Source organism: Variovorax gracilis, assembly GCF_030317115.1.
Taxonomy (GTDB): domain Bacteria; phylum Pseudomonadota; class Gammaproteobacteria; order Burkholderiales; family Burkholderiaceae_C; genus Variovorax; species Variovorax gracilis.
The window spans coordinates 142,250-167,898 of record NZ_JASZYF010000012.1; the positions used below are offsets into that span (position 1 = coordinate 142,250).

The 25,649-nt window shown below is 64.6% G+C and carries 26 protein-coding genes; 11 read left to right on the forward strand and 15 right to left on the reverse strand.

Annotation, left to right across the window (positions count from 1 at the left end; genetic code table 11):
* Positions 1-40 precede the first annotated feature (40 nt).
* The 4 genes from QTH97_RS22425 (at position 41) to QTH97_RS22440 (ending at position 3,918) form a co-directional block, all read left to right on the forward strand.
* Entirely contained in the window at positions 41-880 is an 840-nt protein-coding gene (locus QTH97_RS22425; protein ID WP_286570706.1) for a transketolase, read from the forward strand.
* Positions 880-1,878: a transketolase family protein gene (locus QTH97_RS22430; RefSeq protein WP_286570707.1), complete on the forward strand. Its 999-nt coding sequence runs from the start codon at positions 880-882 to the stop codon at positions 1,876-1,878. Before QTH97_RS22425 ends, QTH97_RS22430 begins: the two co-directional genes overlap by 1 nt.
* A 115-nt stretch (positions 1,879-1,993) precedes the next feature.
* Entirely contained in the window at positions 1,994-2,884 is an 891-nt protein-coding gene (locus tag QTH97_RS22435; RefSeq protein ID WP_286570676.1) for an NAD(P)-dependent oxidoreductase, read from the forward strand.
* 80 nt (positions 2,885-2,964) lie between these two features.
* Positions 2,965-3,918: an AEC family transporter gene (locus tag QTH97_RS22440; protein ID WP_286570677.1), complete on the forward strand. Its 954-nt coding sequence runs from the start codon at positions 2,965-2,967 to the stop codon at positions 3,916-3,918.
* A gap of 5 nt (positions 3,919-3,923) precedes the next feature.
* On the opposite strand, the gene QTH97_RS22445 is transcribed toward QTH97_RS22440, so the two are convergent.
* From QTH97_RS22445 to QTH97_RS22465, 5 genes are all read right to left on the reverse strand, one after another.
* A complete protein-coding gene (locus QTH97_RS22445) occupies positions 3,924-4,985 on the reverse strand; it encodes an MBL fold metallo-hydrolase (protein ID WP_286570678.1) in 1,062 nt (353 codons plus the stop codon).
* Positions 4,986-5,138: 153 nt separating this feature from the next.
* Positions 5,139-5,918 carry an enoyl-CoA hydratase/isomerase family protein gene (locus QTH97_RS22450; RefSeq protein ID WP_286570679.1) on the reverse strand — a complete coding sequence of 260 codons (780 nt, stop codon included), beginning with the start codon at positions 5,916-5,918 and terminating at the stop codon, positions 5,139-5,141.
* A complete protein-coding gene (locus QTH97_RS22455) occupies positions 5,915-7,150 on the reverse strand; it encodes a CaiB/BaiF CoA transferase family protein (RefSeq protein WP_286570680.1) in 1,236 nt (411 codons plus the stop codon). The genes QTH97_RS22450 and QTH97_RS22455 overlap by 4 nt, the downstream gene beginning before the upstream one ends.
* A 42-nt stretch (positions 7,151-7,192) precedes the next feature.
* Positions 7,193-8,161 carry a Bug family tripartite tricarboxylate transporter substrate binding protein gene (locus QTH97_RS22460; RefSeq protein WP_286570681.1) on the reverse strand — a complete coding sequence of 323 codons (969 nt, stop codon included), beginning with the start codon at positions 8,159-8,161 and terminating at the stop codon, positions 7,193-7,195.
* Between the two features lie 59 nt (positions 8,162-8,220).
* Positions 8,221-9,120 carry a LysR family transcriptional regulator gene (locus QTH97_RS22465; protein ID WP_286570682.1) on the reverse strand — a complete coding sequence of 300 codons (900 nt, stop codon included), beginning with the start codon at positions 9,118-9,120 and terminating at the stop codon, positions 8,221-8,223.
* 768 nt (positions 9,121-9,888) lie between these two features.
* On the opposite strand from QTH97_RS22465, the gene QTH97_RS22470 reads away from it, so the two are divergent.
* The gene (locus QTH97_RS22470) at positions 9,889-10,593 is read left to right on the forward strand and encodes a VIT1/CCC1 transporter family protein (RefSeq protein WP_286570683.1); all 705 of its coding nucleotides are present in this window, start codon (positions 9,889-9,891) and stop codon (positions 10,591-10,593) included.
* Positions 10,594-10,744: 151 nt separating this feature from the next.
* Here the strand turns inward: QTH97_RS22470 and QTH97_RS22475 are convergent, their stop codons facing one another.
* Positions 10,745-11,326: a hemerythrin domain-containing protein gene (locus QTH97_RS22475; RefSeq protein ID WP_286570684.1), complete on the reverse strand. Its 582-nt coding sequence runs from the start codon at positions 11,324-11,326 to the stop codon at positions 10,745-10,747.
* A gap of 294 nt (positions 11,327-11,620) precedes the next feature.
* Here QTH97_RS22475 and QTH97_RS22480 point away from each other — a divergent pair, with 294 nt between their 5' ends.
* Positions 11,621-12,973 carry an MBL fold metallo-hydrolase RNA specificity domain-containing protein gene (locus QTH97_RS22480; protein ID WP_286570708.1) on the forward strand — a complete coding sequence of 451 codons (1,353 nt, stop codon included), beginning with the start codon at positions 11,621-11,623 and terminating at the stop codon, positions 12,971-12,973.
* Positions 12,974-13,064: 91 nt separating this feature from the next.
* Here the strand turns inward: QTH97_RS22480 and QTH97_RS22485 are convergent, their stop codons facing one another.
* Together QTH97_RS22485 and QTH97_RS22490 are read right to left on the reverse strand one after the other, a co-directional pair.
* Positions 13,065-13,718 (reverse strand): hemerythrin domain-containing protein, encoded by a 654-nt coding sequence (locus QTH97_RS22485; RefSeq protein ID WP_286570685.1) that lies wholly within the window; start codon positions 13,716-13,718, stop codon positions 13,065-13,067.
* Between the two features lie 10 nt (positions 13,719-13,728).
* A complete protein-coding gene (locus QTH97_RS22490; RefSeq protein WP_286570686.1) occupies positions 13,729-14,505 on the reverse strand; it encodes a Rossmann-fold NAD(P)-binding domain-containing protein in 777 nt (258 codons plus the stop codon).
* 135 nt (positions 14,506-14,640) lie between these two features.
* Here QTH97_RS22490 and QTH97_RS22495 point away from each other — a divergent pair, with 135 nt between their 5' ends.
* A complete protein-coding gene (locus QTH97_RS22495) occupies positions 14,641-15,369 on the forward strand; it encodes a Crp/Fnr family transcriptional regulator (RefSeq protein WP_286570687.1) in 729 nt (242 codons plus the stop codon).
* Here QTH97_RS22495 and QTH97_RS22500 read toward each other — a convergent pair.
* From QTH97_RS22500 to QTH97_RS22515, 4 genes are all read right to left on the reverse strand, one after another.
* A complete protein-coding gene (locus QTH97_RS22500) occupies positions 15,363-17,405 on the reverse strand; it encodes a PAS domain S-box protein (protein ID WP_286570688.1) in 2,043 nt (680 codons plus the stop codon). The genes QTH97_RS22495 and QTH97_RS22500 overlap by 7 nt on opposite strands.
* Positions 17,405-18,133 (reverse strand): winged helix-turn-helix domain-containing protein, encoded by a 729-nt coding sequence (locus QTH97_RS22505; protein ID WP_286570689.1) that lies wholly within the window; start codon positions 18,131-18,133, stop codon positions 17,405-17,407. Before QTH97_RS22505 ends, QTH97_RS22500 begins: the two co-directional genes overlap by 1 nt.
* Positions 18,134-18,313: 180 nt before the next feature.
* Complete coding sequence (locus QTH97_RS22510; protein WP_286570690.1) at positions 18,314-18,688, reverse strand: TraR/DksA family transcriptional regulator; 375 nt, start codon at positions 18,686-18,688, stop codon at positions 18,314-18,316.
* Positions 18,689-18,880: 192 nt separating this feature from the next.
* Positions 18,881-19,540 (reverse strand): BON domain-containing protein, encoded by a 660-nt coding sequence (locus tag QTH97_RS22515; RefSeq protein ID WP_286570691.1) that lies wholly within the window; start codon positions 19,538-19,540, stop codon positions 18,881-18,883.
* Between the two features lie 317 nt (positions 19,541-19,857).
* On the opposite strand from QTH97_RS22515, the gene QTH97_RS22520 reads away from it, so the two are divergent.
* Positions 19,858-20,700 (forward strand): universal stress protein, encoded by an 843-nt coding sequence (locus QTH97_RS22520; protein WP_286570692.1) that lies wholly within the window; start codon positions 19,858-19,860, stop codon positions 20,698-20,700.
* Positions 20,701-20,860: 160 nt separating this feature from the next.
* Here QTH97_RS22520 and QTH97_RS22525 read toward each other — a convergent pair whose 3' ends face one another.
* Both QTH97_RS22525 and QTH97_RS22530 read right to left on the reverse strand, forming a co-directional pair.
* Positions 20,861-22,318: a trypsin-like peptidase domain-containing protein gene (locus QTH97_RS22525; protein ID WP_286570693.1), complete on the reverse strand. Its 1,458-nt coding sequence runs from the start codon at positions 22,316-22,318 to the stop codon at positions 20,861-20,863.
* Between the two features lie 3 nt (positions 22,319-22,321).
* Positions 22,322-22,849 (reverse strand): flavodoxin family protein, encoded by a 528-nt coding sequence (locus tag QTH97_RS22530; protein ID WP_286570694.1) that lies wholly within the window; start codon positions 22,847-22,849, stop codon positions 22,322-22,324.
* 614 nt (positions 22,850-23,463) lie between these two features.
* Here QTH97_RS22530 and QTH97_RS22535 point away from each other — a divergent pair.
* Together QTH97_RS22535 and QTH97_RS22540 are read left to right on the forward strand one after the other, a co-directional pair.
* Positions 23,464-23,775: a hypothetical protein gene (locus QTH97_RS22535; protein WP_286570695.1), complete on the forward strand. Its 312-nt coding sequence runs from the start codon at positions 23,464-23,466 to the stop codon at positions 23,773-23,775.
* 293 nt (positions 23,776-24,068) lie between these two features.
* On the forward strand, positions 24,069-24,350 hold the full coding sequence (locus QTH97_RS22540) for an ATP-binding protein (RefSeq protein ID WP_286570696.1): 282 nt from the start codon (positions 24,069-24,071) through the stop codon (positions 24,348-24,350).
* On the opposite strand, the gene QTH97_RS22545 is transcribed toward QTH97_RS22540, so the two are convergent.
* The gene (locus QTH97_RS22545) at positions 24,336-24,971 is read right to left on the reverse strand and encodes a universal stress protein (protein ID WP_353655647.1); all 636 of its coding nucleotides are present in this window, start codon (positions 24,969-24,971) and stop codon (positions 24,336-24,338) included. The genes QTH97_RS22540 and QTH97_RS22545 overlap by 15 nt on opposite strands.
* Positions 24,972-24,996: 25 nt before the next feature.
* Here QTH97_RS22545 and QTH97_RS22550 point away from each other — a divergent pair, with 25 nt between their 5' ends.
* Positions 24,997-25,419, forward strand: a complete 423-nt coding sequence (locus tag QTH97_RS22550; protein ID WP_286570697.1) for a universal stress protein — start codon at positions 24,997-24,999, stop codon at positions 25,417-25,419.
* Positions 25,420-25,649: the final 230 nt, after the last annotated feature.

Here is a 25,649-nt window from a genome sequence, read left to right on the forward strand (position 1 = left end):
ACCCACACCTCGCCATTCATCACTATTGCAGGAGATTTCCATGTCTGACTTATCGACGCTTCAACAAAGCGCCTACCGCATTCGCCGCTACGCACTGCGCATGGGCGAAGTCCAAGGGCAGGGCTACATCGGCCAGGCGCTGGGATGGGCCGACGTCCTCGCAGTCGCCTACAAGCACGCGATGACCTACAAGCCCGAGGATCCGAAGTGGGAAGGCCGCGACCGCTTCCTGCTTTCTCATGGCCACTACGCGATCGCGTTCTATGCAGCGGTGATCGAGGCCGGGATCATCTCCGAGGAAGAACTCGAAACCTACGGCAGCGATGACAGCCGCCTCCCGATGTCGGGGATGGCCACCTACACGCCCGGCATGGAGATGTCCGGCGGATCGCTCGGGCAAGGTCTTTCGATTGCCGTGGGCATGGCACTTGGGTTGCGCCTGAAGAACAACCCGGCCTTCGTCTACAACTCGATGTCTGACGGCGAGTTGGACGAAGGGTCCACATGGGAGGCCGCGATGGGTGCCGCACACCACCGCCTGTCGAATCTAATCTGCCTGGTCGACATCAACAACCAGCAGGCCGACGGCCCGTCCGGAAAGATCATGGGTTTCGAACCGCTCGCTGACAAGTGGGCGGCGTTCGGATGGCACGTGCAGCGCGTCGATGGCAATGACATGCCAGCCGTCATCGCTGCCTTCGACACGGCCCGTGCGCTGAATGAGGACAGGCCGCGCGTCATTCTCTTCGACACATTGATGGGCAAGGGCGTCCCGTTCCTCGAGACCCGGGACAAGAACCACTTTATCCGCGTCGACCCGCCGGAATGGCAGCAAGCCATCGCCCATGTCGACAGCACGCAAACCGAAGGAGCCGCATGATGAACGCCACCACCGAAAAGAAGCCGAAACTCAAGACCTCGGCGATGATTGCTTCCATCGCCGGCGAGGGCCAGCGTGTCACGGCGGCGCCGTTTGGCAAAGCCTTGGTCGAGCTGGGCCGCAACCGCCCGGAGATCGTCGGAATGACAGCCGACCTCGCCAAGTACACCGACCTGCACCTGTTCGCGAAGGAATATCCCGAGCGATTCTTCCAGATGGGCATGGCCGAGCAGTTGCTGATGGCGGCCGCGGGTGGCATGGCCAAGGAGGGGTTCATTCCCTTCGCGACGACCTATGCCGTCTTCGGTACCCGACGGGCCTTCGACTTCGTGCACCAGGTGATTGCGGAAGAGAACCTCAACGTCAAGATTTGTTGCGCTCTGCCGGGGCTGACCACCGGTTATGGACCGAGCCATCAGGCGACCGAAGATCTGGCGTTGATGCGCGCGACTCCGGGCATGACGATCATTGATCCGTGCGATGCACTCGACATCGAGCAGGCGGTGCCTCAGATGGCCGATCACCAAGGGCCTGTCTACATGCGACTGCCGCGCGGCAACGTGCCGCTGGTGCTGGACGAGTACGACTACAAGTTCGAACTCGGCAAGGCGAAGCTGATTCGCGATGGCAAGAGCGTGCTGGTGATCTCGAGCGGCTTCATGACGATGCGCTCCCTGGAAGTTGCCCAGCAACTGCAGGCCGACGGCGTTGACGTTGCGGTGCTGCACGTCCCGACGATCAAGCCGCTCGACGAGGCGACGATCCTTTCGGAGGTGCGGCGACTGGGGAGACTGGTCGTGGTGGCGGAGAACCACTCGGTGATCGGCGGCTTGGGCGAAGCGGTCGCTGGCGTCCTGGTGCGCAACGGTGTCACGACGGCGTTCCGTCAGATCGGATTGCCGGATGCCTTCCTCGATGCGGGGGCACTTCCGACACTGCACGACCGCTACGGCATCTCGACGCAGGCGATGAGCCAGCAAATCAAAGGCTGGGTCTAAGTATGACGGCGGTGCGAAGCCACCTTTTCGGTGGTTTCGCCGTCGTGCTGATCGGCATGCGGCCGAGTTGTGAAGGCAATCGAGTAACCATCAACTTCAAGAACCGAATCTGGACATGAATACCAAGACAAAAGTGGGGTTCATCGGGCTCGGCGCGATGGGCCGCGGGGCCGTCGCCAACCTTCTTGCAAAGGGTTATGACGTGGTGGGCTGCGACGTGCGTGCTGACGCGCTCGATTGGCTTCGTGCGGAAGGTGGCACGCCGGCAAGCTCGCTGGCTGAGATGGCGGGCCAGGTGCACATCGTCGTCTGCTTCGTTGTCAACTCGCAGCAGACCGAGGCAGTGCTGTTTGGCAACGGTGGACTGGTTGGGCGGCTTCCGGCCGGTGCCGTGTTCATCGCTTGCAGCACCATGGATCCGGGCTATGTTCGCGCGCTCGAAGGCCGCCTGGCGCAGCACTCGATCGCGCTGATCGATGCGCCGGTCACGGGAGGCGCGATCGGCGCCGAGCGTGGGTCGCTGACCATCATGGGTTCGGGAACGCGCGAGGCCTTCGAGGTCGCACGTCCCGTGCTCGAGACGTTTGGCGCCCATGTGCACTACCTCGGCCTTGCGGGATCCGGCGCGCAGATGAAGGTTCTCAACCAACTGCTGTGTGGCGTGCACCTGGCTGCCGCTGGCGAGGCGCTGGCGCTCGCGAAGCGTCAGGGTCTTCCGCTCGACCTGACGCTGGAAATACTTTGCAGCGGAGCGGCGGGCTCCTGGATGCTCGCCGACCGGGGCCCGCGGATGATCGCGGGCCGGTTCGACCACATCACGTCGGCGGTCGACATCTTTGTCAAGGACATGTCACTGGTGCTCGACGCGACGCGCGAGTCGCGTTTTCCGGCAGCGCTGGCGCACGCTGCCTATCTCGCCTTCCTTGGCACCGCGGCACGTGGACTGGGGGCGCAGGATGACTCCGCCGTGACGACACACTACGAGATGACCGCAGGGGCCTCATAGCCAAAGCGTGGCACGCTCTATGCTTTTAATGACCTTTGCGCGTCGGAATCCGCCACAGCGGACCAGGCTGCGCTGACTCGATGCTGCAAACACTGGCCATCACCGGCCCCATCTACCTCGTCATCGCGCTCGGCTTCCTGGCGGGGCGTGCCGGCATCTTCAGCAAGTTGGACATGCGCGTGCTCGGCACGTACGTTGTCAGGTTCGCGCTCCCCGCGCTGGTGTTCACGGCGCTCTCCCAACGCCCCGTCGGCGAGGTGATGAATGGCCGCTATGTGCTGGGCTACGCCGTCGGTTCGCTCGCCGTGATGATGGCCGCCTTCGGCTGGGCGTGGCGCTGGCGGGGCAAGAGCTTCACGCTGAGTGCACTGTGCGGGCTGGGGTCTTCGAGTTCGAACAGCGGCTTCATCGGCTACCCCATCGCCATCCTGGTCGCCGGGCCGTCTTCTGCCGCGGTCGGCCTGGCGATGTGCATGCTGGTGGAGAACCTGCTGATGATTCCGCTCACGCTGGTGATGGCGGACAGTGGCCATGCGGGCTCGGGCAAGTGGCATCGCATCCTCGTGCAGTCGCTCACCCAACTCTCCCGCAATCCGGTCATCCTCGCGATCGTGGGCGGCCTGGCCGTCTCGTTGATCGGCATCCCGATCACCGGCGTGCTGGCGCGTTCGATCAACATGCTGGCCATGTCCTCGGCCGCGGTGTCGCTCTTCGTGATCGGAGGCACATTGGTCGGCTTGAGGACCAAGGGCATGCGGCGGGACGTGACCACCATTGCCTTGGGCAAGCTCCTGCTGCACCCCCTGGCGGTCGGACTGATGATGTGGCTCGTGCCGCCGAGCGATCCGACGCTGCGCGCCGCGGCCGTGGTTTTCGCTGCCACGCCGATGCTGAGCATCTACCCGATCCTGGCCCAGAAGTACGGCTTCGAGGAGATGTGTGCCGCAGCCCTGTTGCTGGCGACGGTACTGTCGTTCGTGACCATCAGCGTCGCCCTGTGGTTGCTGGGGCCGGTGCTTCAATGGTCAGCGTAGAGTCCCTATGCGCTTCTGCGGTACCAGGCAACGCCCTCGGCATCGGTTGTCTTGACCGCGCGTCCGGCGTGAACGAGGTAGTTGAGACAGGCGATGCCTTCGCCCGTTGCCATGCCGAACACCGCCATCTGGGACTCGTCGATGGGCCGCCCGAAGAGCGTGGTGAACACATCCACCGCGCGTCGGGGCGACTCAAGGGTCGTCTCGAGTTCGTCGAGCGCACGATGTTGCGAAGATGCCAGGTAGTCGAGACGCGCATGCAACCCATGGAAGCAATCGTTGTGCGCAGGCAGCACAAGCACATCGTCCGGCACTTCCCTGCGGATCTTCGCGAGCGACGCCAGCCAGTCGGCCATCGGATTGGCGTTGGGTTCTGTCGGAATGACGGACACGTTGGACGAGATGCGCGGAAGCACCTGATCGCCGGAAATGAGCACCTTGAGCGTGGGGCAATAGAGACAGGCGTGCTCGGGCGAATGTCCATTGCCTGTGACAACGCGCCAGATGTTGCCGTTGACGCGCAATTCCATGCCGTCGTTCAGGCGTTCGAACGCGTCGGGCAGCGTGTGGATCAGATTTCCGAATCTGCCGAACCGTGCGCGATAGGACTCGATCGCGTTGTCGCTCCAACCCGCCTCACGATAGAAGGCCAGGGCCTCCGGCGGCGCCTCGCGGCCGCTGTCCGAAGCCATCACGCGGCACGTGAGGTACTCGAGGCGTGTCATCCACACGCGCGCGCCCAGCTTGCGCGAGAGCCAGCCAGCCATGCCGACATGGTCTGGATGCATGTGCGTGACGAAGATTCTCTTCAGCCTGCGCTGCTTCGGATAGTTGGCGAGCAACTCGCGCCAGACACTGGCGGTCTCTTCGTCGCGCAGGCCCGTATCCACCAACGACCAGTCGTCATCGTCGTCGAGGGCCCAGAGATTGATGTGGTCCAGTTTGAATGGAAGCGGCATCCGGATCCAGTGCACGCCCGGTGCGACCTCGAGGACGCTGCCGCGTTCGGGCGGGGACTTGAATGGGTACTTCAAGACTGGCTTCCCATCGGTCTCGGTGTTGCTCATGGAACTCCTGTTGCTGTCGCCTTCAAGGCTCGGTCCGCCAGACGCAGGTGCCCGTCGAGTGCTGCGCGCCGTACGACGCTTCGATTTTGCCAAGTTCCTTCCGATTCACGCTGGTTCACCGTCAGCACGGGAAGGAGGGCCTTTCAAGCGTGGCTAGTTGCCCTGCCACAGGGGCACGCGCCGCGCCACAAAAGCCTCGACGCCACGGCGGAAGTCCGCGCTTCCGTAGCACTGCCGGACCAGGTCGTCGCCATCGGGCAGGTTCACCGAGGCGAGGCGCCGCAGCCCTTCCTTCGCGACGCGCTGCGTCAGGGGCGCGAGGGCCAGCAATCGCTCGCAGAACGCGGCCAGCGACGCGTCCAGTTCCGTCGCCGGGCAGATGCCGTGGAGGAAACCGCTGGCGGCCGCCTGATCGGCATCGAGCACCTCCGCCAGCAGCAGCATCCGCTTGGCGACCGCTGGCCCGAAGGCCGCCGTGAGGCGCGCGAGATTGGCCATCGACAGTGTGTTGCCCAGCGTCCGCGCAATCGGCACGCCAAAGCGCGAAGCCGGCGTGGCGATCCGGAAATCGCAGGCGGCGGCGATCACCAACCCGCCGCCCACCGCCCAGCCATCGATCGCCGCGACCGTCGGCATTGGCAGGCTCTCGATCAGGGCGATGCCCTCGTCGATGCGACGCTCGTACGCCACTCCGTCATCGCCGCTCTGGAAATCCTGGAACTGCGCGATATCGGTCCCGGCGACGAAGGCCTGCCCGCCGGCCCCGCGGAAGGTGACCAGACGCACGTCGCCGCGGGCCGCCAGATCCGTGCAGATCTGCGCCAACTGTTCGTACATCGTCCAAGTCATCGCGTTGCGCGCGGAAGATCGGTCGAAGGTGACCGACGCGACCGCGTGGCGGAGGGTCAAGGTGACGCAGCCCTGCTCGTTCATGCGCCGAAAGCTCCGCTCGCCTGAAGTTCCCTGCGCTGTGCCAGATCGATGCCGAGTTCCTCGAGGATCTCCTGCGTGTGCTCGGCCAGCAGCGGGGGCGGACGTCGCACCTGCTGGGGCGTGCCGCGCAACTTGACGGCAAAGCCGATGTTGGGAATGGTTCCTTCGACCGGGTGCTCGATCTCGATGCGCATCTGGCGATGCACGCCGTGGTCGCTTTCAAAGGCCTGGGGATAGGTCAGGATGGGCCCGGCCGGAATGCCGGCCTCCAGCAGGTACTCGATCCACTCGTCGGCGCTGCGGGCTGCGAATGACTGCTCCAGCGATTCGACGAGCACGAGACGATTGGCCAGCCGCAGTGCCACCGTCGCAAAGCGCGGGTCGTCCGTCAATTCCGGCCGCTCGATGACGGTGCAGAGCTTCTGCCACAGCTTCTGGTTGGTGGCGCCCATCACGAAGTAACGGTCCGAAGCCTTCATGGCCTGGTACGGCGCGCTCATGCGGTTGGACGTGCCCAGTGGTTCGGGCTGGCGCCCCGTGCCCCAGTATTCGGACACATCCCATACCGAAAACGCCATCGCGGAATCGAACAGCGAAGCGTCGATGTACTGGCCCTGACCCGAAGCCTTCGCGCCGATATGGGCGGCCAGGACGGCATAGGTGGCGAACAGCGCGCAACCGATGTCCGCCACCGGCACCCCGGCCTTGACCGGCGGGCCATCCGGGTAGCCCGTCACGCTCATCACGCCCGACATGGCCTGGGCCATGAGATCGAACCCCGGGCGGCTCGCCCACGGACCTGTTTGTCCGAAGCCGGAGATGCTCGCGTAGACCAGTGCGGGATTGAGTTTGCTGAGCGTTTCGTAGTCGATGCCGAGGCGCTTCATCACGCCCGGGCGATAGTTTTCCACCAGGATGTCCGCGTCCTTGACCATTCGATAGAGCACCTCGCGCCCCGCCGCGGTCTTGAGGTCCAGGGCAATGCTTCGCTTGTTGCGGTTCATGTTCAGAAAGCCCATGCTGTCCGAGCCCTTGAGCTTGAAGCCCATGGCGCCGCGGGTCTGGTCGCCGCCTTCGGGCGGCTCGATCTTCACGACATCCGCTCCGAGATCGGCCAGCAGCATGCAGGCGTAGGGTCCTGCCATCACCTGGCTGATGTCCAGCACGCGCACACCGGCCAGCGGCAATGGACGGGCGGCGTCGTGGGCTGTCGGATTGGATTCGGTCTTCATGGGTTGCTTCCTGTCGTAGATCTGGGTGCGGGTCAGGGGGGGTCAGCTGTCGGCACGAACGCCGGCATCCTTGATGACCCGCGCCCACTTCGTGTTCTCCGAGACGATGAAGTCGGCGAACTTCTGGCTGCTGCCGCCGGCGTCTTCGGCGCCGAACTGTTCCAGCTTGTCGGCAACGTCCGGCTGCGCCAGGATCTGGTTGATGTCCTCGTTCATGCGCTTGACCATGGCAGCGGGCATGCTCTTGGGTCCGGCCAGGCCGTACCACGAGGCCGCATCGAAGCCCGGAAAGCCCGATTCGGCCATCGTGGGCACATCGGGGTGGCTCTTGGCGCGCTTGAGCCGGGTCTGTGCGACGGCGATGACCTTGCCCTGCTTCACGTAGGGCGTGGCCGCCGTCATGGTGTCGAAGGCATAGTTGATCTGGCCGCCCAGCAAGTCGGTGACCATGGCGCTGGAACCTTTGTAGGGCACATGCACCGCCTGGATCTTGGCCGCCATGCGGAACATCTCGAAGGCCAGGTGTTGTGCCGAGCCGGTCCCGGACGATCCGAAGCTGATTTTCCCGGGCTGGCGGCGGCACAGGTCGACGATGCCCGCGACCGTGCGCACCTGCTGCGTCTCGTTGCAGGTCAGCATGTTGGGTGTGACCCCCACCAGGGTGATTGGTGCAAAGTCCTGGCGCGGGTCGTACTTGACGTTCTGCATCAGCGCCGGCGCGATGGCGTGGCTGTTGACATGCGCCATCAGCAGGACCTTGCCGTCTCCGGGTTGCTTGGCCACGTACTCGGCAGCGATGACGCCGGTCGCGCCTGCCTTGTTCTCCACGATGACCTGCGTGTTCCACAGGATGGACAGCTTGTGGGCGATCGTGCGTGCCAGCACATCGGTCCCGCCACCGGGCGCAAAGCCCACGATGATGCGGATCGGTCCAGAGGGCAGGTCCTGTGCCCGGACCCAGGGGGCTGCCAATGAGGCGACGGCGGCGAAGGCGAAGGTTCTGCGTTGCATGTGTCTGTCTCTTCGTTGTGAGACTCGACTATGGGCCGCAGGGCCTCAGGGGGCCATCGCTAATCCGGCGATTCAGGATTCGCGTTTTGCGTATCCGCAAGAACCTGCAGGACGCTCTGCGCCGCCAGCGAAAGCAGCGGCATCGGCCGGTGGCAGAGCACGAAGCGGCGCACGGCCCAATCGCCCTCGATCGCCACCCGCGCGAAACGCGGCCCGCCCGCAATGGCGCGCGCCACAGCTTGCGGCATCACGCCAAGGCCCAAGCCTTGCGCGATCAGCGCCGCCATGCTGTCGAAGCCGCCCACCCGCATGGGCATGCGAAGTACCCGGCCCGCCTCGGCGGCCTGTCGCTCAAGGGCAATGGAAACCGCAGAGCCCTCGCCCAGGCCGATCAAGTCCCAAGAAAGAATGTCGTCGATGCCCGCTTTGCGGCGTGTTGCCAGAGGATGGCCACGCGCCACGACCAGCACCAGGCGGTCGCTGCGGTAGGGCAAGGCCGGCAGGTCGATCGAGCCCAGGCTGGCCTCGTAGATGCCCACGTCCACCACACCGCGCGCCAGCGATTGCTGGACGATCTGGCTGTTCATCTCCTGCAGGTCGATGCGCACGTCCGGGCAGGCGATCCCGCAGCGCTGAATGTCACGCGGCATGAACTGGATGACTGCGGACTTGGGTGCCGCCAGGCGGACCACGCCCTTCTCGCCATGACGGTACGCTGCTGCGTCGTCTTGCATCCGTACGACGGTGTGGGTCAGGTTGCGCGCATGGGCGAGCATCGTGCGTCCGGCATCGGTCAGCGCCATACCGTGCGGCAGGCGACGGAACAGGGGCAGTCCGAACTGCGCCTCGAACTCCTGGATTCGGCGAGATGCCGCGGCCGGTGCCAGGTGCTCGCGCTCCGCCGCGCGCGTCACGCCGCCGAGTTCGGCGGTTGCGATGAACAGGCGCAGCGTCGTCATGTCCAGATGAACCCTCGCGGGTACATCCGGGTCTGGACGTCCGGGTAGCTCCGCGCTGCTCATAGGGGTTGAGTCATGAAGTGATTGTCCTGCATCGGCCCATTCTCTCGTCCGGCAGCATGGGGTCGACGGTCAGATCTTGTTCGCGCAAGGCGGCTGCTCGATCCAATTGACCGGGCAGGGCAGGGCAGGGTGGGGATGGAGTCGAGAACGGGACTCGGACCGATGCAATGTGGCGCACTGCTCGCGCCTCGCAGCCGACGTCGCCGGATCCCAGCCGCTAGGACGGCTTCACCCAAGCGGACTCAATCGGATCTCACGTCCTTTTGCGATCCAAACGGATAGCGCCTCTGCGCTCCAACCTTCGCAAGATCTGCGCAAGCGTCGAGTGGGGAATATCAAGTCCTTGACGCAAGATTTCCAGCACAGCGCCGCTGGGTGTTCGCGACTCCGCAGGGAGCTTTGAAAATGCGTTCAGGACCTCCAGTTCGCGCTTCTGAAGGGCAGGTGAGAGCCGCGATGGGACAAATTGAACAAGGGGCCCCGAAGCCTTGAATGCCATGGCTTCCTTGAGATCATCATCGCCAACCTTGCGACCTGGTTTCAGGGGCCTCATGCCGGTCCACTTTACAAGTGAACGACAGGCTCCGGGCGAATGACCGGTAGATGCGACTGGGAGCGAGAACCACTACGATTTTTGTTTCCGCAGTGGGCGTTGGCATTGCATGCAAATTGTCCGAGACTTGTGATGTACCCAACGTCCCACCGATGAAATCTCATCACGCCCGTTTGCATTCGGAACGTCACCGGACTCATCGTGCAGGCTGGCTACGTGCCGCTGTGCTGGGCGCCAACGACGGCATTATCTCGACGGCAAGCTTGGTGGTCGGTGTGGCATCGGCACAGGCAAGCCATGCCAATGTCCTGACGACCGCGGTGGCCGGGCTTGTTGCTGGAGCGATGTCGATGGCGGCAGGCGAGTTCGTCTCCGTCCATTCGCAGGCGGACACGGAAGAAGCCGATCTTGAGCGCGAGCGCCTCGAACTCAGTGCGGACCCCGAGGCCGAGCAGCGCGAGCTGACGAGCATCTACATGCGACGCGGTCTCGATCGCATGCTGTCGCAGCAGGTCGCCGCCCAACTCATGAAACACGACGCTCTCGGGGCGCACGCGCGCGATGAATTGGGTATCACAGAGGCATTCAGCGCCCGCCCGCTGCAGGCTGCGCTGTCTTCTGCCGCCAGCTTCTCGGTGGGTGCAGTGTTGCCCCTTGCCGTGGCCGCGTTCGCACCGGAGACGACGTTGCTGGCATGGACTGCCGGGACAGCCATCGTGTTTCTCGCTTTGCTCGGTGCCGTGGCTGCGCAAATCGGCGGCACGCCGGTTGCCAAGAGCGTTTGGCGAGTGGCGTTGTGGGGCACGCTGGCGATGGCTATCACCGCTGGAGTGGGGACGTTGTTCGGCACATCCTGATCGATGGGCGGTATGGAGGAACCCAGAGACGAGATCCCCAAGGAATCCACCGGTGCGAAATGGCCCTGGGGCATGTTGGATGGCGGCACTGCGAGAGGCCCGATCTCGTCGGGCGTGACAGGTCGAGACCACGAATGGCGGACAGACTCAGTCATGGGCTCGCGACGGCATCTTGATTTCCTCCAACCGATGGTCGCGCCGGCATCAGCTCGACCAGCCTCAGGTAGGTGCCGGTCGGCGTGTTTCCGAACAAGGGATCCGAGCATGATGGAGCCGCTCGGGCCACGGCATCCCAGTCTTGTGCGTTCAGCAGAAGGCGCGCGCGCGGGAGGATCTGTCTTTCCTCCGTGGCGATGTGGTGCCGGTAGTAGGCCAAGTAGAGCGCTGCCGCCGCTTCCACCGTCGAGCGCAGGACGTGGGCATCGCTCACCACCTGGTTCAGCCGCGCAACGAGTTCTTCGCCGGCTGCCGCAATGACGCGATGCTCCTGAAGCAAGCGGTTGATCGGCAGTTGCATCTGCGGATCGCGTGCAGCGAGGATCGTGAAGGCGGCGTCTTCGCGCGGATGGTGAAAGCAATCCCCAAACTCTCGCAAGTAGGAGACGATTTCCAGCATCAGGTTGTAGTCTGGACTTTCCCCGTCGCGAAACTTGGCGACCTGCTCGTCAAGAATGCTCAGAAGCAGAGAGAAGTTTCCGTGCTCGGCGTGCCATTGCGCGATCTGGGTGGTCATGTGGAAGCTCCAGGGTTTGCCCAAACTCTGAAGGACACTCTAGACCGATTGGCAGCCGGTTCTTCGATCTGGATCAAGCAAACGCGATCTGGAGATGGCGTCCGACGTGTCGGTCACAACGGAGATTTCGTCGCGACCGGAACGAGGCCGGTGACAAGAGCCTCTCGAGGTGGCGAATGGTCAAGTGGGCCTCCGAGGGAAGACATCTTGCCCGCCGGGAGACGTCAGTCGTTTGACGCGGATCAAGTCGATCCGTCCGCCGGGTGCCAAGCTTCGATGCATCAAGGAGCGATGATGCGCATTCAATTCCTCGGTGGCACAGGGACGGTCACCGGATCCAAGTACCTGCTCGAGCACGCGGGCCGCCGGCTTCTCGTGGACTGTGGCTTGTTCCAGGGCGTGAAGCAACTGCGTCTGCGCAACTGGCAACCGCTCCCCGTCGAGGCTGCGGACATCGACGCGGTGTTGCTGACCCATGCACACCTCGACCACAGCGGATTTGTTCCGCGGCTCGTGAGGCTTGGATTCAAGGGCCCGGTCTATTGCACCGAAGCCACCCGCGAACTCTGCAAGCTGCTGCTGACCGATTCCGGGCGCCTGCAGGAGGAGCAGGCGGATTTCGCGAACCGTCATGGCCACTCCAGGCACAAGCCAGCATTGCCGATCTATACCGAACAGGATGCCCGCGATGCGCTGGCGCGCTTCGAGACCGTGCCATTCGGCGAGGAGCACGTCCCATGGCCGGGCTGGTCGTGGCGGCTGACGCGCGCCGGACACATCCTGGGCGCGGCGAGCGTGCGCGTTGCCTGGACGGGCGGCACCGTCCTCTTCTCGGGCGATCTGGGCCGCAGCGACGATCTCCTGATGCGACCACCGGAGGCATCCCAGGGTGCGGACGTCGTCATCGTCGAATCCACCTACGGTGATCGCCTGCACCGCGACGTCGATACCTTGGCCGCGCTGGCCGCAGTCGTGAACCGCACCGCAGCCCGAGGAGGCGTCGTGGTGATCCCATCCTTTGCCGTGGGGCGCGCGCAGACTCTCCTGCACTGCATTCACCTGCTCAAGCAGACACACCGGATTCCTGACATGCCGGTGTACCTGAACAGCCCGATGGCCGCGGACGTCACGCGCGTCTATCGCCATCATCTCGACGAGCATTGCCTGAGCGCCGAGCAGTGCACGGCAATGTGCAGGGAAGCGACCATCGTCAACACGATGGAGGAATCGAAGCGGCTCAACACACTGCCTTTTCCTTCCATCATCGTGTCGGCCAGCGGCATGGCCACCGGCGGCCGCGTGCTGCACCACATCAAGGCCTACGCGCCGAACGCCAGGAACACGATCCTGTTCGCCGGCTTCCAGGCCGCTGGCACGCGCGGCGCGGCGCTGGTCGGCGGCGCGAAAGAGGTGAAGATCCATGGCGAATACGTCCCGGTGCGCGCCGAGGTCGTCAACCTCGACACGTTGTCGGCCCATGCCGATCGCGCGCAACTGCTGGACTGGCTGAGTGCACTGCCGGCGCCTCGGCGGGTCTTCGTGACGCATGGCGAACCGGTGGCGGCCGATGCGTTGCGGCTCGCGATCGAGGAGCGCCACGGATGGCAGGTTGCCGTCCCCGACTACCTTGAATCCTGCGAGCTCTGAGACACGGGCCGGCGCCAGGCCATCGAACGCCTGCTTGCCCCAGGCAAACGACCGCGCATTGCAACGCCTGCGCTTCGCAGGCCGTGGCTCATCAAGGGCTGCCGGTGTCGGGGATGTGGTCAGGTAGCACGGCGCCCGCGAAGGCTTCGAGCACCGAGCCGACATTGCCTGAATGCCGCAGCGCGCCGACGATCTTCTTGAAAAGCGGGCGGTAGACCTCGTCAGCTTCGTAGCCTGCGAGGGGGTCGCGGTTCATCAGGAAGGCGGCGTCGAGTTCGGCCCACTCGTCGGCGCTGAGCACAACCTCGGCCAGCGGCAGAATCTCGGCTTCCTCGACATGCATGTGCTCGAGGTAGGCGTCGACGTACTGCTTCATCAGGCGCTCGAACTCGGCCCGGCGGGCCTGGCATTGCTCGGTGTCGCTCATCATCCGGAATCCGATGAGCGCGTGTTCAAGATCCCGTATCGCCTGCTCGCCACACGCGTGGTCGCGTTCGAGGCGGTCAAGCACCGCATCCGCCCGTGCGTTTCGCCCGCGCAGCTTGGGGAACAGCAGTTGGCTCTCCTTCAGATGGTGAAGCTTTTCCGGGAACTCATCAACGTAGAACAGCATGGCCTCCAAGGCATTGAAATCAGGCAGAGTCCCCTTGCGCCGGTGCTCGCTGAGCAGCAGGGTAATGGAGCGCAGCATCGCGGACAGCGCCCGGTGTTCGTGGCAGATGATGGTCGTGCTGGGGTGTGTCATGGCACTGTCTTCAAGCCCGAGGAATCGTGTCGAGCAGCACGGTCTGGATGACGCAGCGATGATTTTCCGATCGGAAGGCCTCCTCGATCAGGCGGCCCTGCGCATACAGCGACCATTCGGGAGGGTGCGTTGCATCGACCACGTAAGGCAACTCCTTCGCCTCAGGTCGCCGCGTCTCGGCGAGCTGCAGCGAGAAGCCCAGTTGCCGTGCAGCCGACAGGAAAATGCTGCTGCGCCAAGGCTGCGGGTCGCCGATGAAAAGCAGAGTCGTTTGCGAATCGGCCGTCGAGGCGTGTTCGCAAAGCGTCAGCAGATCCGCGAGCGCCTTGGCGGGATGGTCGTCCCGACCGAGTCCCGCGTAGACCGGAACGGAGGCTTCCATTTCGATCCTTTGGACCGTGGACGGCGGAAGGGTGTCGCAGTCGATGGCGTCGTACATGCGTCCCAGAAGCCGAGCCAGGGCTCCGATGTCAGGCTGCTCGGAGGCGTCCGCCTCGAAGCGGACCTCGGCGACGCGGGCGCCGAGGTCTTCGGCCGCGCGATGCAGAGGTGAGATCTGGCGTCCGGGTGGCGCAGCGAGCAGCAGGACCAGGTTCTTGCCGTGCAGCGCCTTGCGAGCTTCGCCCGTCTGCGAATCCGCGCGCAGGCGACGGGCCGTCTCGAAGACGGCGGCGGCCTGGCCCGCAGCCAGTGGCTCATCCAGCGACCAGGTCGGGAAAGGAGAGTGGGCGGCTTTCACAGGTGCAACGGTATGGCTTTCACCGGCGCCGGGTTTGATGGGCGTCAAGAATTCGCTGACTGCCTTCGTCGTTGCAGCTCGGACACAAAGCATTCACCTGTTGTTACCGAGTCCGCCGCCACGTTGGCATTTCGGTTGCACTCGATTCCTAAGCTTTGTCCATCGATCTGCAAGGAGCCATTGATGACTGAAGTGACTCGCTCTCCGAAGGGCCCGGGATCTGTGGTCGGGCGCATTGCCGACGTGCTGCAGCTTCTTCAGGACAGCATGCCCATCCAGCGACGCATCGTCCGCCCCGGCGATTCGGTGTATCAGGTCGGCCAGGCGTTCGGCACGCTCTACGTCGTGAACTCTGGCTACTACAAGATGGTCAACCTCTCGGGGGAAGGACGCGAGCAGGTGGTCGGCCTGTATTTCAAGGGCGACTGGCTGGGCCTGGATGGCATTGCAACGGCGCACTACACTTGCGATGCAGTGGCGATGGACACCGGCGAGGTCTGGGCCATCCGCTACGACGCATTGATCCAGGCCGCCGCGCACACGCCCGCATTGCTCACCGCGCTGCACGAGGCGATGAGCCGCGAGCTGACCCGTGATCACGAATCGATGCTCTCCCTGTGCACGCTTCCTGCCGATGCGCGCGTTGCAGGCTTCCTTCGCTATTGGGCCCATGCGCTGGCGCAGCGTGGCCAGCGCACCGACCAGATCACGTTGCGCATGACGCGCGCGGAGATCGGCAACTACCTGGGTATGACGCTGGAGACGGTGAGCCGGGCGCTGTCACGGCTCGCGAGAGGCGACGTGATCCGCTTCAGCGAAAAAGGCCGGCGTGACATCCAGATCCCGCAGGTGGATGCGCTCACCGCGTTCATTCAGAGCACCGTTGCGCCGATGGCTGCCGCGGTTCACTGAGTGGCGTTGAGGACTCTGGCGATGGCCTTCTTGAGATCGGCGCGTGTGAAGGGCTTGCGCAGCAGTTCGCGGCCTTGGGGCTCCTCGAGCAGTGCTCCCGAATAGCCGGACATCAGCAGCACCGGAAGCTCCGGCAGCAGTGAACGCGCCGCGTCCGAAAGTTCGGTGCCTCGCAGGCCAGTGCCGAGCAGGATGTCCGTCAGGAGCAGGTCGATGTGGCGGCCCGCTGCCATCACGCGCAATGCGTCCTCCCCGTTGGCGCAGTCGATGACCTCGCAGGCCATCGAGGCGAGGGAGTTCCGGACCACCCGTCGCACTTCGGGATCGTCCTCCACCAGCAGCACCCGCAGTCCTGCAGGCACGTCGCCGGCTGGAAGCTCCGTCTCTTCCATCGCGCTGTCCCCTTCGACCTGCGGCAGGAAGATGGTGACGGTCGTTCCCTCGCCGGGCGTGCTAGTCAGGCTGACGGCGCCGCGCGACTGCTTCGCGAAGCCGTAGACGGTCGACAACCCGAGGCCCGTGCCGCGGCCGGTCTCCTTCGTCGTGAAGAACGGCTCGAAGGCGCGCGCCTTGATGGCTTCCGGCATCCCGACCCCCGTGTCCGAGATGGCGATCGACACGAATCGTTCTGCCTCCTTTTCGTCACGTTGATCGTCCAGGTCATCGGGCAGGGTGCGCACCGACCGGCAGTCAAATGACAGCGTGCCGCCCTGTGGCATGGCATCGCGTGCGTTGATGGCGACGTTCAGCAGGGCGGACTCCAGTTGCACCGGGTCCGCAATGCAAAGCACCTCTTGCGCATCGAGGGTGATGGTGATGCGTTGGTCCAGCGTGCGCCTGAGCATGTTCGTCAGGGACTGAAGGAGTGCGGTCACGTCGACAATGGTCGGCTGGAGCACTTGGCGCCGAGAAAATGCGAGCAGCTTCGCGGTCAACTCCGCGCCGCGCCGGGTGGCGCGTGCCGCGGCGCTCACAACCTGCCGTACCAGGGGATCGTTGGCGTAGGCCGGGGCGTCCTCGAGTACCTGCAGGTTGCCCGAAATCACGGTGAGCAGATTGTTGAAGTCGTGCGCGACACCGCCGGTCAGTTGCCCGACGCTTTCGAGCCGCTGGGCGTGGTTCAGCGCGTCTTCGCTGCTCTCGCGCTGCAGGACCGTGGCGAGCATGCTCGACAGCGATTCCAGGAAGCGGACTTCGTCGTCGGCGAAGCGTTGAGGCGTGCGCGAGCGAACAGCCAGCGTTCCGATGGTGCGGCCCCGGTCCCACAGCGGAACCGAGAGTTCGCACACCATGCCCGCCTTGATGTATTGGGAAGGAATGCGAAAGCGCTGTTCGTGCGCGTAATCGCGCATCAGCACCGGCTCCCCGCGGGCGACCACATGGCCGGCGGGAGAGCCGGGCTCATTGGGGATTCGATCGCCCATCGCTTCTTCGGGCAGCAGGCCAACGCCCGCGACGATTCGGAACTCCGTGCCGTTCGGCTCCAGCAGCAGGATCTTTGCCATCTCGACCTGCAGGGCTTCTGCGGCGATCACCGGAACGAGGTCCAGCAGCTTCTTCGAATCCCGTGCGTCCACCACGTGGCGGCCGAACTGCGCCAGATATTCGGCATAGCGGGCACGCTGCAAGGCCTGCTTCACGCGCGGATAGGTGCCGACGTTGCGGACCGCGGCCACGATATAGGGAAGGCCATGGTCTTGCAGTGGGCTCAGTGCAATCTCGACCATCACCTCGCTGCCATCCCGTCGCTTGGCCACCAGATCCATCTGCGTGCCCATCGGCCGCGGCCGCGGGTGGTCTGCATAGGCGCTGCGATAGGCGGCATGACGCGACCGGATGGCGTCCGGTAGCAGTTCGTCCACCGGCAGGCCGACGAGTTCCCGCTCGGAATAGCCCAGCAGCTCCATCGCCGCTGGATTGGCAAGGCCGATCACCCCTTGCAGGTCGACCAGGACGAGGGCGTCCGGGTAAGCCAGGAAGAGAGAGCGGAACACCGCTCCGTCGTCGAACCCGGGTCCGGTGGACGGTGCGGGCATCACGCCGCCTCGACCTTGGGGATCAGGATATAGCCCGCGCCGCGAACCGACTTGATGATCTGGGGCGTGTCGGGGTCCGCCTCGATCTTGCGCCGCAATCGCCCGATCTGGACGTCGATCGTGCGGTCGAAGGGGCCGCCGTCGCGCCCGCGTGTCTGCCCGAGCAGGAAGTCGCGCGACAACACCCGTCCCGGATGGGTGACCAACGTGCTCAGCAGATCGAATTCACCCGCGGTCAATGCGACCTCCTGCCCGCTTGGATTGAGCAATCGCCGTGCCGCAGTGTCGAGCTGCCACTCGGCAAAGCGGAGCAATGAGGTGGGCTCGGCCGTGGCAGGGGCCACAGCCGGCTCCGAAGGCGCCACGCGACGCAGTACGGCCTTGATGCGCGCGACCAGTTCCCGCAAGTCGAAAGGCTTGGTGACGTAGTCGTCTGCACCGACCTCGAGCCCGACCACCTTGTCGACCGCGTCACCCCGCCCGGTGACGATCACCAGGCCGCACCGCCAGTGTTCGCGCAGTTGGCGGGCGATCGCAAAGCCGTCTTCGCCGGGCAGTCCCAGGTCGAGCAGCACGAGCGTGGGCGTGTCGCGTGACATCAGTTCCATGAGCGCAACGCCCGAATGGACCTGGCTGACGCGAAAGCCGTGGCCCGCCAGATAGCTGGCGAGCAATTGTGTGATGTCCGCTTCGTCGTCCAGGACGGCAAGGTGGGTGGAGGTGGTCACCGAGCCATGTTAGCGCCTGCGCTCGCCGGGTCGCAACGGTGCGCCATAGGTTCAGGGTGGTCCAGGCGGACTCTGGCGCGTGCGGAGCCGTCCAGGTGGACCAGAAGGGACTTGGCCGAAGTTGTCATGGGACCGTGCTCCGATCGATACGCGAAACCGTGCGGAAGAGCAGGCAAGCCGTCAGCGCCGGTGCGGGCTTTCGGCCGAGGTCTGACAAGCGGCGCAACGGATGGCCGTCGGCTGCACCAGCATGCGGTCTCGGGGAATTTCCTCGCCACAGTCGATGCACACGCCGTAGCGACCGCAGGCGATGCGTTCCTGGGCCTGTTCGATGTCACGCAGCCGCGCACGGTCGACCTCGATCTCGGCGAACTGCACTTCGTCCAGGCGCTCGGATTCGGCTTCGTCGGCATGGCTGTGCACCTCATGACTGCTGGCGAGCGTGCTGCGGTCGACCTGCGCTCCGCCGCTGCGAAGCTGGTCCAGCACGCTGCGCTTCAGAATGTCGAGTTCGCGGGCCAGGGCTTTTCGATCTGACGTGGAGAGAGTTTCCATGGGGTATTCCGTTCGATGGAGTTGAACGATCGTCGCCGCCTTTCGACGTCTGCGATTTGACGCACCTCAAGTCCTTGTGATCGGGCGACCGCATGCGTCAATGCGAGGGCAGCAGGACTGCCGCATCCTGGACACGATCCACGGCCGCGCCGATACGCGACGTGCCACCGATGACGAGTGCGACCGGAACGCTCAGGCCTCGATGAGCAGGTTGTTCACCACCATCGCGACCCCCGGTGCCGACCACGCAGCCCCTTGCGCAGCTCGGCGTTCTGCCCAGGACCTGACTGTGCCTCGCAGCGTGACCTGCGCACCGTTGACGATGACCTCGATGTGCCTTGCCTCGCGATCGGCTTGCCGATGCAAGGCCTCGCTGATTTTCTGTTCCACGTCGGCTGGCGTGAATCGGCCTTTGACTTCCACCAGATTGGTGACGCCCTTGACGCCGAGCAGATTCCGCACGGCAACTTCTGCCGCCCTTCGCTGAAACTCCCATTCCACGCGGCCGTTCAGGGTGATCCATCCGCTTTCCACGATCGGGTGGATGGCGTCGTCAGGCACCAGCACGTTCCATTCGAGGACGTTCTCCGCCGTCTTGGCGATGTCCGCGTCCGTACGCTCGCTACCGGCCGGCAGCCTGACGGACATCTCGACTGCCAACGCTTTGACGCCCTTGACGCGTTGGACCGCGCGCTCGATCGCGTGCTTCTCCGCGTGGCTGGCGGGATGACCGCTCAGCGTGACGACGCCATCCTTGACGATCACGCCGATGTCGGTAGCGTTCACGGAAATGGCAGGATCGAAGTTGATTTCGGCGACGATGTCGCTTCTCAGCATGGCGTCGGATTTCATGGCGTCCCTTTCGTTGATCGCCTTCTCACTGTAGGCAGCGCGAACGCTGGTGGGCTTGCGTTGGATCAAGCGCCGCACACTTCCTGCCAGGCCATGACGAAGCTGCCGGGTGCGTCACAGGTCGTCGGCAAGCCGCGACCGGAATTGCCCGTGCGAGGCGCCAGGTACCTGAATGTCCCGCCCCTCATGACGCCAATGCTGGGTATCACGAGCTGCATGAGCGCTGGTGACGCGCCCCGCGCCGGACTTGATCGGCGTCAACGTTGGTGGGCGTTCGTCGTTCGAGGATCGCTGCATCTCCTTCGACCGGTACCGGCATGAACCTCGGAACGATCCTCGTGCATCTCGACCATTCGGAGCACTGCGCCGTTCGCACCGGACTCGCCGCGACGCTGGCGAGGCAGCATGGCAGCCATCTGATCGGCCTCATCCCCACCGGCCTTTATGACGGCAGCATTCCCGCGGCTGCCATTGCGGGCAAGGGTAGCGAATTCATGGCAGCGTCGGCGGACTACTTGCGAGCGCGCGCAGAGGCTGTCGCCCATGTGTTCCGCGAACAGATCCAAGGCGACACTCCTTTGTCGTTCGACGTTCGGCTGGTCGAGGAGCCTTCCGTGGACTCCGTGATCCGCCATGGTCGCACCAGTGATCTGGTCGTGGTGGGACAGGCGGATAGAAAGGAAGGGGACGCAATGACATCTGGCAGTTTGCCGGAGCAGGTCGTGATTCACTCAGGCCGGCCTGCTCTCATCGTGCCTCGGAAGTGCCACTCGCGCGAGTTCGCGAAGAATGTGCTCGTCGGTTGGGACGGCACCCGCGAGGCTGCGATGGCGTTGCGCGATTCGGTGCCGCTGCTCGCTCGGGCAGCAAACGTCGTGCTCATGTCTGTCACCAAGCCCGGCGAAACCACCGAGGCTTCTTCATATCTGGTTCCGCAGACGCTCGCATGGCTGGAGCGCCACGGAGTGCGGGCGAAGGCGGAGGAGCACGCGGCCGCGACAGGCATCACAGACCTGTTGTTGTCGGGTGCGGCGCGAATCGATGCCGACCTCATTGTGATCGGCGGCTACGGGCATGCGCGCGTGCGCGAAATCGTGCTCGGGGGCGTAACTCGGGAGATTCTCGATCGGATGAGCGTGCCGCTCCTGATGGCACATTGATGCCGGGTTCCTGGGCCAAGCGCATCAGATGCATGTCTCGGTGTCTCGGTCGACGGTGCCGCGATCCACGGGCGGGCCGCGTGGGTGAATCGCCTGCACCGCATGGGCCGCGGCGCGTCTGCAAGATCGCGGACCTCATGCGCCGTGACACGGCCGAGTTCTAGGGCTTGGCCGGCGCCGGCGGCAGTTGAATGGGCACGTAGGCGAGCCTGCGGTCGCGCAGGACCAGCAGGGCGATCGTCCGGCCGGGCGGCGTGTTCGAGAGGCTGCGCCTGAAGTCCGCGACGCGATCCAACGGTGCGTCGTTGAGTGCAACGATGAGGTCTCCCGCGCGGATGCCCTCGCTGCGTGCCAGGCCGGTGGCGTCGCGCACCATCAGGCCCTCGTCGATGCCGAGCTGACGGTGCTGTGCGGGGGTCAGCTCGCCCAGGCTGAGCCCGAGTCCATCGCCCCAATCCGACGCGAGAGCCAAGGATGCATCGATCCTTGCCGTCTGCGGTTCCGCCAGCGTTACCAAGAGCGTGTGCTTCGCGGCGTGCCGCCATACATCTACACGGACGACGCTACCGGGCCGTCCCTTGGCGATCAACTGCAGCAGGTCGGTGAAGTGCGGGATCTGTGCGGTGTCGAAAGCCGTGACAACGTCGCCACGGATCAGTCCTGCCTGTGCCGCGGGGCCGCCCTTGTCGACCCGGACCACCAGTGCGCCGATCGCCTCCTGCAAGCCGAAAGACTGGGCGAGCGCAGGTGTCATCTCCTGGAATTCCGCCCCGACCTGGGCCCGGCGGACCTGGCCGTGGGCCCGCAGTTGCACTGCGACCTGAACGGCCAGGTTGATGGGGACGGCAAAGGACAGGCCCATGTAGCCTCCGCTGCCGCTGTAAATCATCGAGTTGATTGCGACGACCTCTCCGCGGCTATTGAAGAGCGGGCTTCCCGAACTGCCTGGGTTGATGGCCACGTCGGTCTGGATGAAGGGGATTTCTCCGGCGCCGCCGATGAGCCGGTCCACGGCGCTCACGACGCCGGCCGTGACGCTGCCCTGGAAGCCGAAGGGGGCGCCGATGGCAGCAACCCAGTCGCCCGGCACCAGTCGCGAGGAATCGCCGATCACGGCCGGCGTCAGCCCGATCGCCTCGATCTGAAGGAGACCGACATCGGTGGACCGGTCGCTGCCGATCACCCGAGCGCGAAAACGGCGCCCGTCGTTCAAACGCACCTGCGCCTCGTCGATGTTGGCGATCACGTGGGCGCTGGTCAGGATCACGCCTTCGCGATCCAGTATCACGCCGGAGGCGAGATCGCGGATGTGGCTGATCCGGGCGTTCGCGGGCAGCGGCCAGGCCAGCCGGTCGGCAAAGTCGATCTCGGGAGCGAACTCGAGTTCAGGGACGCCCGCGCGTTCATCGCGCCCGATTCGCAGCGTGCTGATCTCGACGACGCTGGCACTGCGGGCCGTGACGAGTGATGCGAACGAGGACGTCGGGCGCCAGCGGAATGCGACCGGCTTCGCCATCACGTCGCCCTGAGGCGAGATGCCGGGGTCGGAAGCGCACGCGCCAAGCAGCCACGCGAGACTGAGGGCGGTCAGCCGCCGAGCGACGGGAGCACCGTTCACGCTTCAGGCCGTCTGGGGCGACAAGGTCACAGGCTGGACCACCGCCTTCGAGTCCTTGGCGGCGTTCAGTGCCACACCGAACGCTTCCAGGCGGGCGGCGTAGCTGCCGTCGTCGACTTCGCTGACGGTGAACGCCGTGCTCAGGAGGGGTGTGCGACCCGTGAGCCTGGCGATCTCGGCCACGGCGTTGGGTGCCCCCTGACCTCCCATGACCGAGACCACGGCGACATCGGGCAGGTGATCGCGCCGCCTTTCGACGAAGCTGCGCATCGGCCCGGCGAGTTGCAGTGCCCAGATGGGCGACACGAGCACGACCGCGTCGAAGTCGTGCGGCAGCGGCCCGTCGTAGCGGATGGCCGGGCGGAGTTTGAACAGCGACTCGCACAGGCAGCGCAAGTTCCCGAAGACGCCGCTGCGCCGACGGGCATCGACAATTTCCGCCATGCGCCAGCCTCGCTGGCTGCACAGAAGTTCGGCCACGCGGCGTGAAGTGCCGGTGTGCGAATAGACGACCACAAGGATCTTGCTCATTGCCGATCTCCACTTCGTTGTCGAGCGATCAATGTAGGCGCGACCCACCGGCCCATCCTTGCGCTGAATCAAGGGACGGTCGCTGCGCGTGGCGCAGCATGCCGCTGCGGCCTGTCCAGGCCGTGCCCGAGCTTGATCGCGCGCAAGCGAACGGCCGACAGCTTCCCATCGCGGTGACATCGCTGGGCATTGCGCTGCGTCAAGGTGCCGCGTGAATCGTTGGGTGATGCCGCTGTCATTGTTGCTGGCGCAACCTTCCAGGCGCGGCGATCGCTTCGAAGAGCAGTCCATGGCATTCCCATTGTTCGCAGCGTGCGTAGGTGCATTGGCGAGACCGCAGGCTGGCCGCGAGCTGGAGCAGCCTGAGGCCCGGGTTGGCAAGGACTCGTAGGACGGCGTCGGTCGCCGGGCTGATCAGGCAACGCCGACATCGGCTCGGGCTTGGGGCTTGCGGCGTGTGTCGCCATCGCCGCGGTTCGACCATCTCGCAACGCATGCGAGAAGGCTTGCGAAGTATCGATCAGCGGTGTCCGAGTTCGATGGCCAGCGACCCGCCGTGGCGAATTCGACGCGACTTGATAGGGGTCAAGGGTCTATCGGGTGCCTTGACTAGCATGATCAGCAATGACAACGCGCAGCCAAGCGTCGCCATTGCTATCGGCGCCGCGCCTCCAGCATGGAGGCGACTCGCGTCCAACCTGGAGCAAACAATGATTGTCGATCCTTCCTCTGAGTCGTTTCCTGCCAACCGCTATCTGACCGCGGCGCTGAATTGGCACAAGGCGGTTCACGACACCTGGAGCCTGATCCAGCGCATCCATCTCGAGAACCTGACCACATGGCAGAAGGCCATCGAAGCGTCCAATCAGGATCTCTTTGACCGGTGGGTCTGTCGTTTCGGCGGCGGCGTCCCCCTGGACGGCTAGCTCCTCGCCGAGGCATGCCGTGCGCGAAATGTGGCAGACGGTGCCGGAGGCCGCCGAGCGCGGCGTATCGAAATGAGATGGATTCCGGACTCGATCCGCCAATTTTGCGGAACGCACGCGTCCCCGCACCTGGTTGGCGACGATGTCATCGATCTTGCCGTCCTCATGCAGCTTTTTGGAGGACGCGCTACTGCGTAACCTCGTGCGGGAGGGGCGGCTGAGGACGGATCATCTCGCGCGCTTCGCGCAGCGAAGAAAGATTGGCATTTCGCGCGTTGGCCACGGAACTGCGCGTGCCTTTCTCGATTCTCCACTGCCGCGCAATCGAGGCCCAGTTGCGCCAACGGGTGGTGCCGCGCGAGGCGGGCGGTGCCGACGCTTCGGAGGCGAATCTGCAGGTGCTCGAGCACGAGTTTCTCGTCCAGGAGCCCCTGGACGATGTAGAGCGCCAGGCGCTCTGGAGGTGGAGACCGAGGCGTCGCTGGGCGTCACGTCGCTCCTGGCCCGACAGTTTGCGCACGCCGGCGAGCTGCGATCAGCCGCCGCCGCATGCTGGAGGGCTATTCGAACGATAACGCGGCCGAAGGCAGCTCCAGTTTCGACGCCGCCACTTCCGATTCGGCCTTTGTTCTCGCTTCCTGGGCACGAACCAGAAGGACTGGCATGGTGGCGTAGCGCAGGATGTATTCCGCGCTGCTTCCCATCACGAACCGGCCGACACCGCGTCGGCCATGGGTTCCGACCACGATCAGGTCGGCGGACCACTTCCTGGCTTCTTCCGTGACCTGTTCATGGACCGAACTGGAAAACGTGTCGCACAGCACGATGTCAGCCTCGACGCCCGCGGCCTGCGCCGCCGCCTTGCCGTCTTCGAGCAGCTTGCGGCCCTTGTCGCGCAAGACGTTGAGCCAATCGCCTGCATAGCCGGAATAGGCATCCATCGCGAGGGCGAAGGACAGTTCATCGATCACGTGGAGCAGTCGCAGCCGCCCCTGTGTGAGCTTCGCGATGCTGATCGCTTCGTCCAGCCCGCGTGTCGACGTCGGGCTGCCGTCGACGGGTACAAGAATTCGCTGGTACATGACAGGCCCCTTCTGAATGGCAGTGATGAGACGCCCAGTATCGGAATCGCAGCACGTCGAAGGTTTGATCTGGCGCAAACCAGGATGCTGAAGCAGCGGCGAATATTCGGTCACTCAGACTACTCTCCAGGAGACCACCGTGAAGATTCTTCTTGCTGTCGACGGCAGCGACTACACGAAACGAATGATTTCCTACCTCGGCGCACACAGGGACTTGTGGGTGACGGGTCATTCATTCACGGTCTTCTACGTGGTCCTCCCGGTGCCGCACCGGGCGGCCGCATTCGCCGGGCCGGACCTCGTCCATGGCTACTACGACGATGATGCCCGGGTCGTTCTCGAACCCGTGCGCGCGCTTCTGTCGGAGCAGGGCATCGAGGCCAAGGCTGTCCACAAGGTGGGCCATCCGGCCGACGAGATCGCGTCGTACGCCGAATCGGGCAAATTCGACCTGCTGATCATGGGTTCGCACGGCGTAGGCGCCCTGAAGAACCTGGTGCTTGGCTCGGTCGCTACCAAGGTGTTGGCGAAATGCGCAGTGCCGGTTCTGCTGGTGCGCTAGAAATGATCAGGACCCTCATTTTCGTCGTCGCGACGCTGCTTGCGACCGCTCTCCTGGTGGCTGCGGGACTGGGTGAGGGTGGCCAAGGCCCTCAGGTCGGATGGTTTGAGGTCTCGTTGCGCTGAGCGGAAGGCTCGCCGCCCGGAGCAGTCTTTGTCATGCCTTCGGACTTGACCTGCGCACCATCGTCGAGGGAATTCGAGATCGGCATGCCCGCTTCAGTTTCGCGA

Bases quoted from the DNA above. Each gene is read 5' to 3' on its own strand.
- QTH97_RS22425 (WP_286570706.1), top strand. From the start codon at position 41: ATGTCTGACTTATCGACGCTTCAACAAAGCGCCTACCGCATTCGCCGC.
- QTH97_RS22430 (WP_286570707.1), top strand. From the start codon at position 880: ATGAACGCCACCACCGAAAAGAAGCCGAAACTCAAGACCTCGGCGATG.
- QTH97_RS22435 (WP_286570676.1), top strand. From the start codon at position 1,994: ATGAATACCAAGACAAAAGTGGGGTTCATCGGGCTCGGCGCGATGGGC.
- QTH97_RS22440 (WP_286570677.1), top strand. From the start codon at position 2,965: ATGCTGCAAACACTGGCCATCACCGGCCCCATCTACCTCGTCATCGCG.
- QTH97_RS22445 (WP_286570678.1), bottom strand. From the start codon at position 4,985: ATGAGCAACACCGAGACCGATGGGAAGCCAGTCTTGAAGTACCCATTC.
- QTH97_RS22450 (WP_286570679.1), bottom strand. From the start codon at position 5,918: ATGAACGAGCAGGGCTGCGTCACCTTGACCCTCCGCCACGCGGTCGCG.
- QTH97_RS22455 (WP_286570680.1), bottom strand. From the start codon at position 7,150: ATGAAGACCGAATCCAATCCGACAGCCCACGACGCCGCCCGTCCATTG.
- QTH97_RS22460 (WP_286570681.1), bottom strand. From the start codon at position 8,161: ATGCAACGCAGAACCTTCGCCTTCGCCGCCGTCGCCTCATTGGCAGCC.
- QTH97_RS22465 (WP_286570682.1), bottom strand. From the start codon at position 9,120: ATGACGACGCTGCGCCTGTTCATCGCAACCGCCGAACTCGGCGGCGTG.
- QTH97_RS22470 (WP_286570683.1), top strand. From the start codon at position 9,889: ATGAAATCTCATCACGCCCGTTTGCATTCGGAACGTCACCGGACTCAT.
- QTH97_RS22475 (WP_286570684.1), bottom strand. From the start codon at position 11,326: ATGACCACCCAGATCGCGCAATGGCACGCCGAGCACGGAAACTTCTCT.
- QTH97_RS22480 (WP_286570708.1), top strand. From the start codon at position 11,621: ATGCGCATTCAATTCCTCGGTGGCACAGGGACGGTCACCGGATCCAAG.
- QTH97_RS22485 (WP_286570685.1), bottom strand. From the start codon at position 13,718: ATGACACACCCCAGCACGACCATCATCTGCCACGAACACCGGGCGCTG.
- QTH97_RS22495 (WP_286570687.1), top strand. From the start codon at position 14,641: ATGACTGAAGTGACTCGCTCTCCGAAGGGCCCGGGATCTGTGGTCGGG.
- QTH97_RS22500 (WP_286570688.1), bottom strand. From the start codon at position 17,405: ATGCCCGCACCGTCCACCGGACCCGGGTTCGACGACGGAGCGGTGTTC.
- QTH97_RS22510 (WP_286570690.1), bottom strand. From the start codon at position 18,688: ATGGAAACTCTCTCCACGTCAGATCGAAAAGCCCTGGCCCGCGAACTC.
- QTH97_RS22515 (WP_286570691.1), bottom strand. From the start codon at position 19,540: ATGAAATCCGACGCCATGCTGAGAAGCGACATCGTCGCCGAAATCAAC.
- QTH97_RS22520 (WP_286570692.1), top strand. From the start codon at position 19,858: ATGAACCTCGGAACGATCCTCGTGCATCTCGACCATTCGGAGCACTGC.
- QTH97_RS22530 (WP_286570694.1), bottom strand. From the start codon at position 22,849: ATGAGCAAGATCCTTGTGGTCGTCTATTCGCACACCGGCACTTCACGC.
- QTH97_RS22535 (WP_286570695.1), top strand. From the start codon at position 23,464: ATGATCAGCAATGACAACGCGCAGCCAAGCGTCGCCATTGCTATCGGC.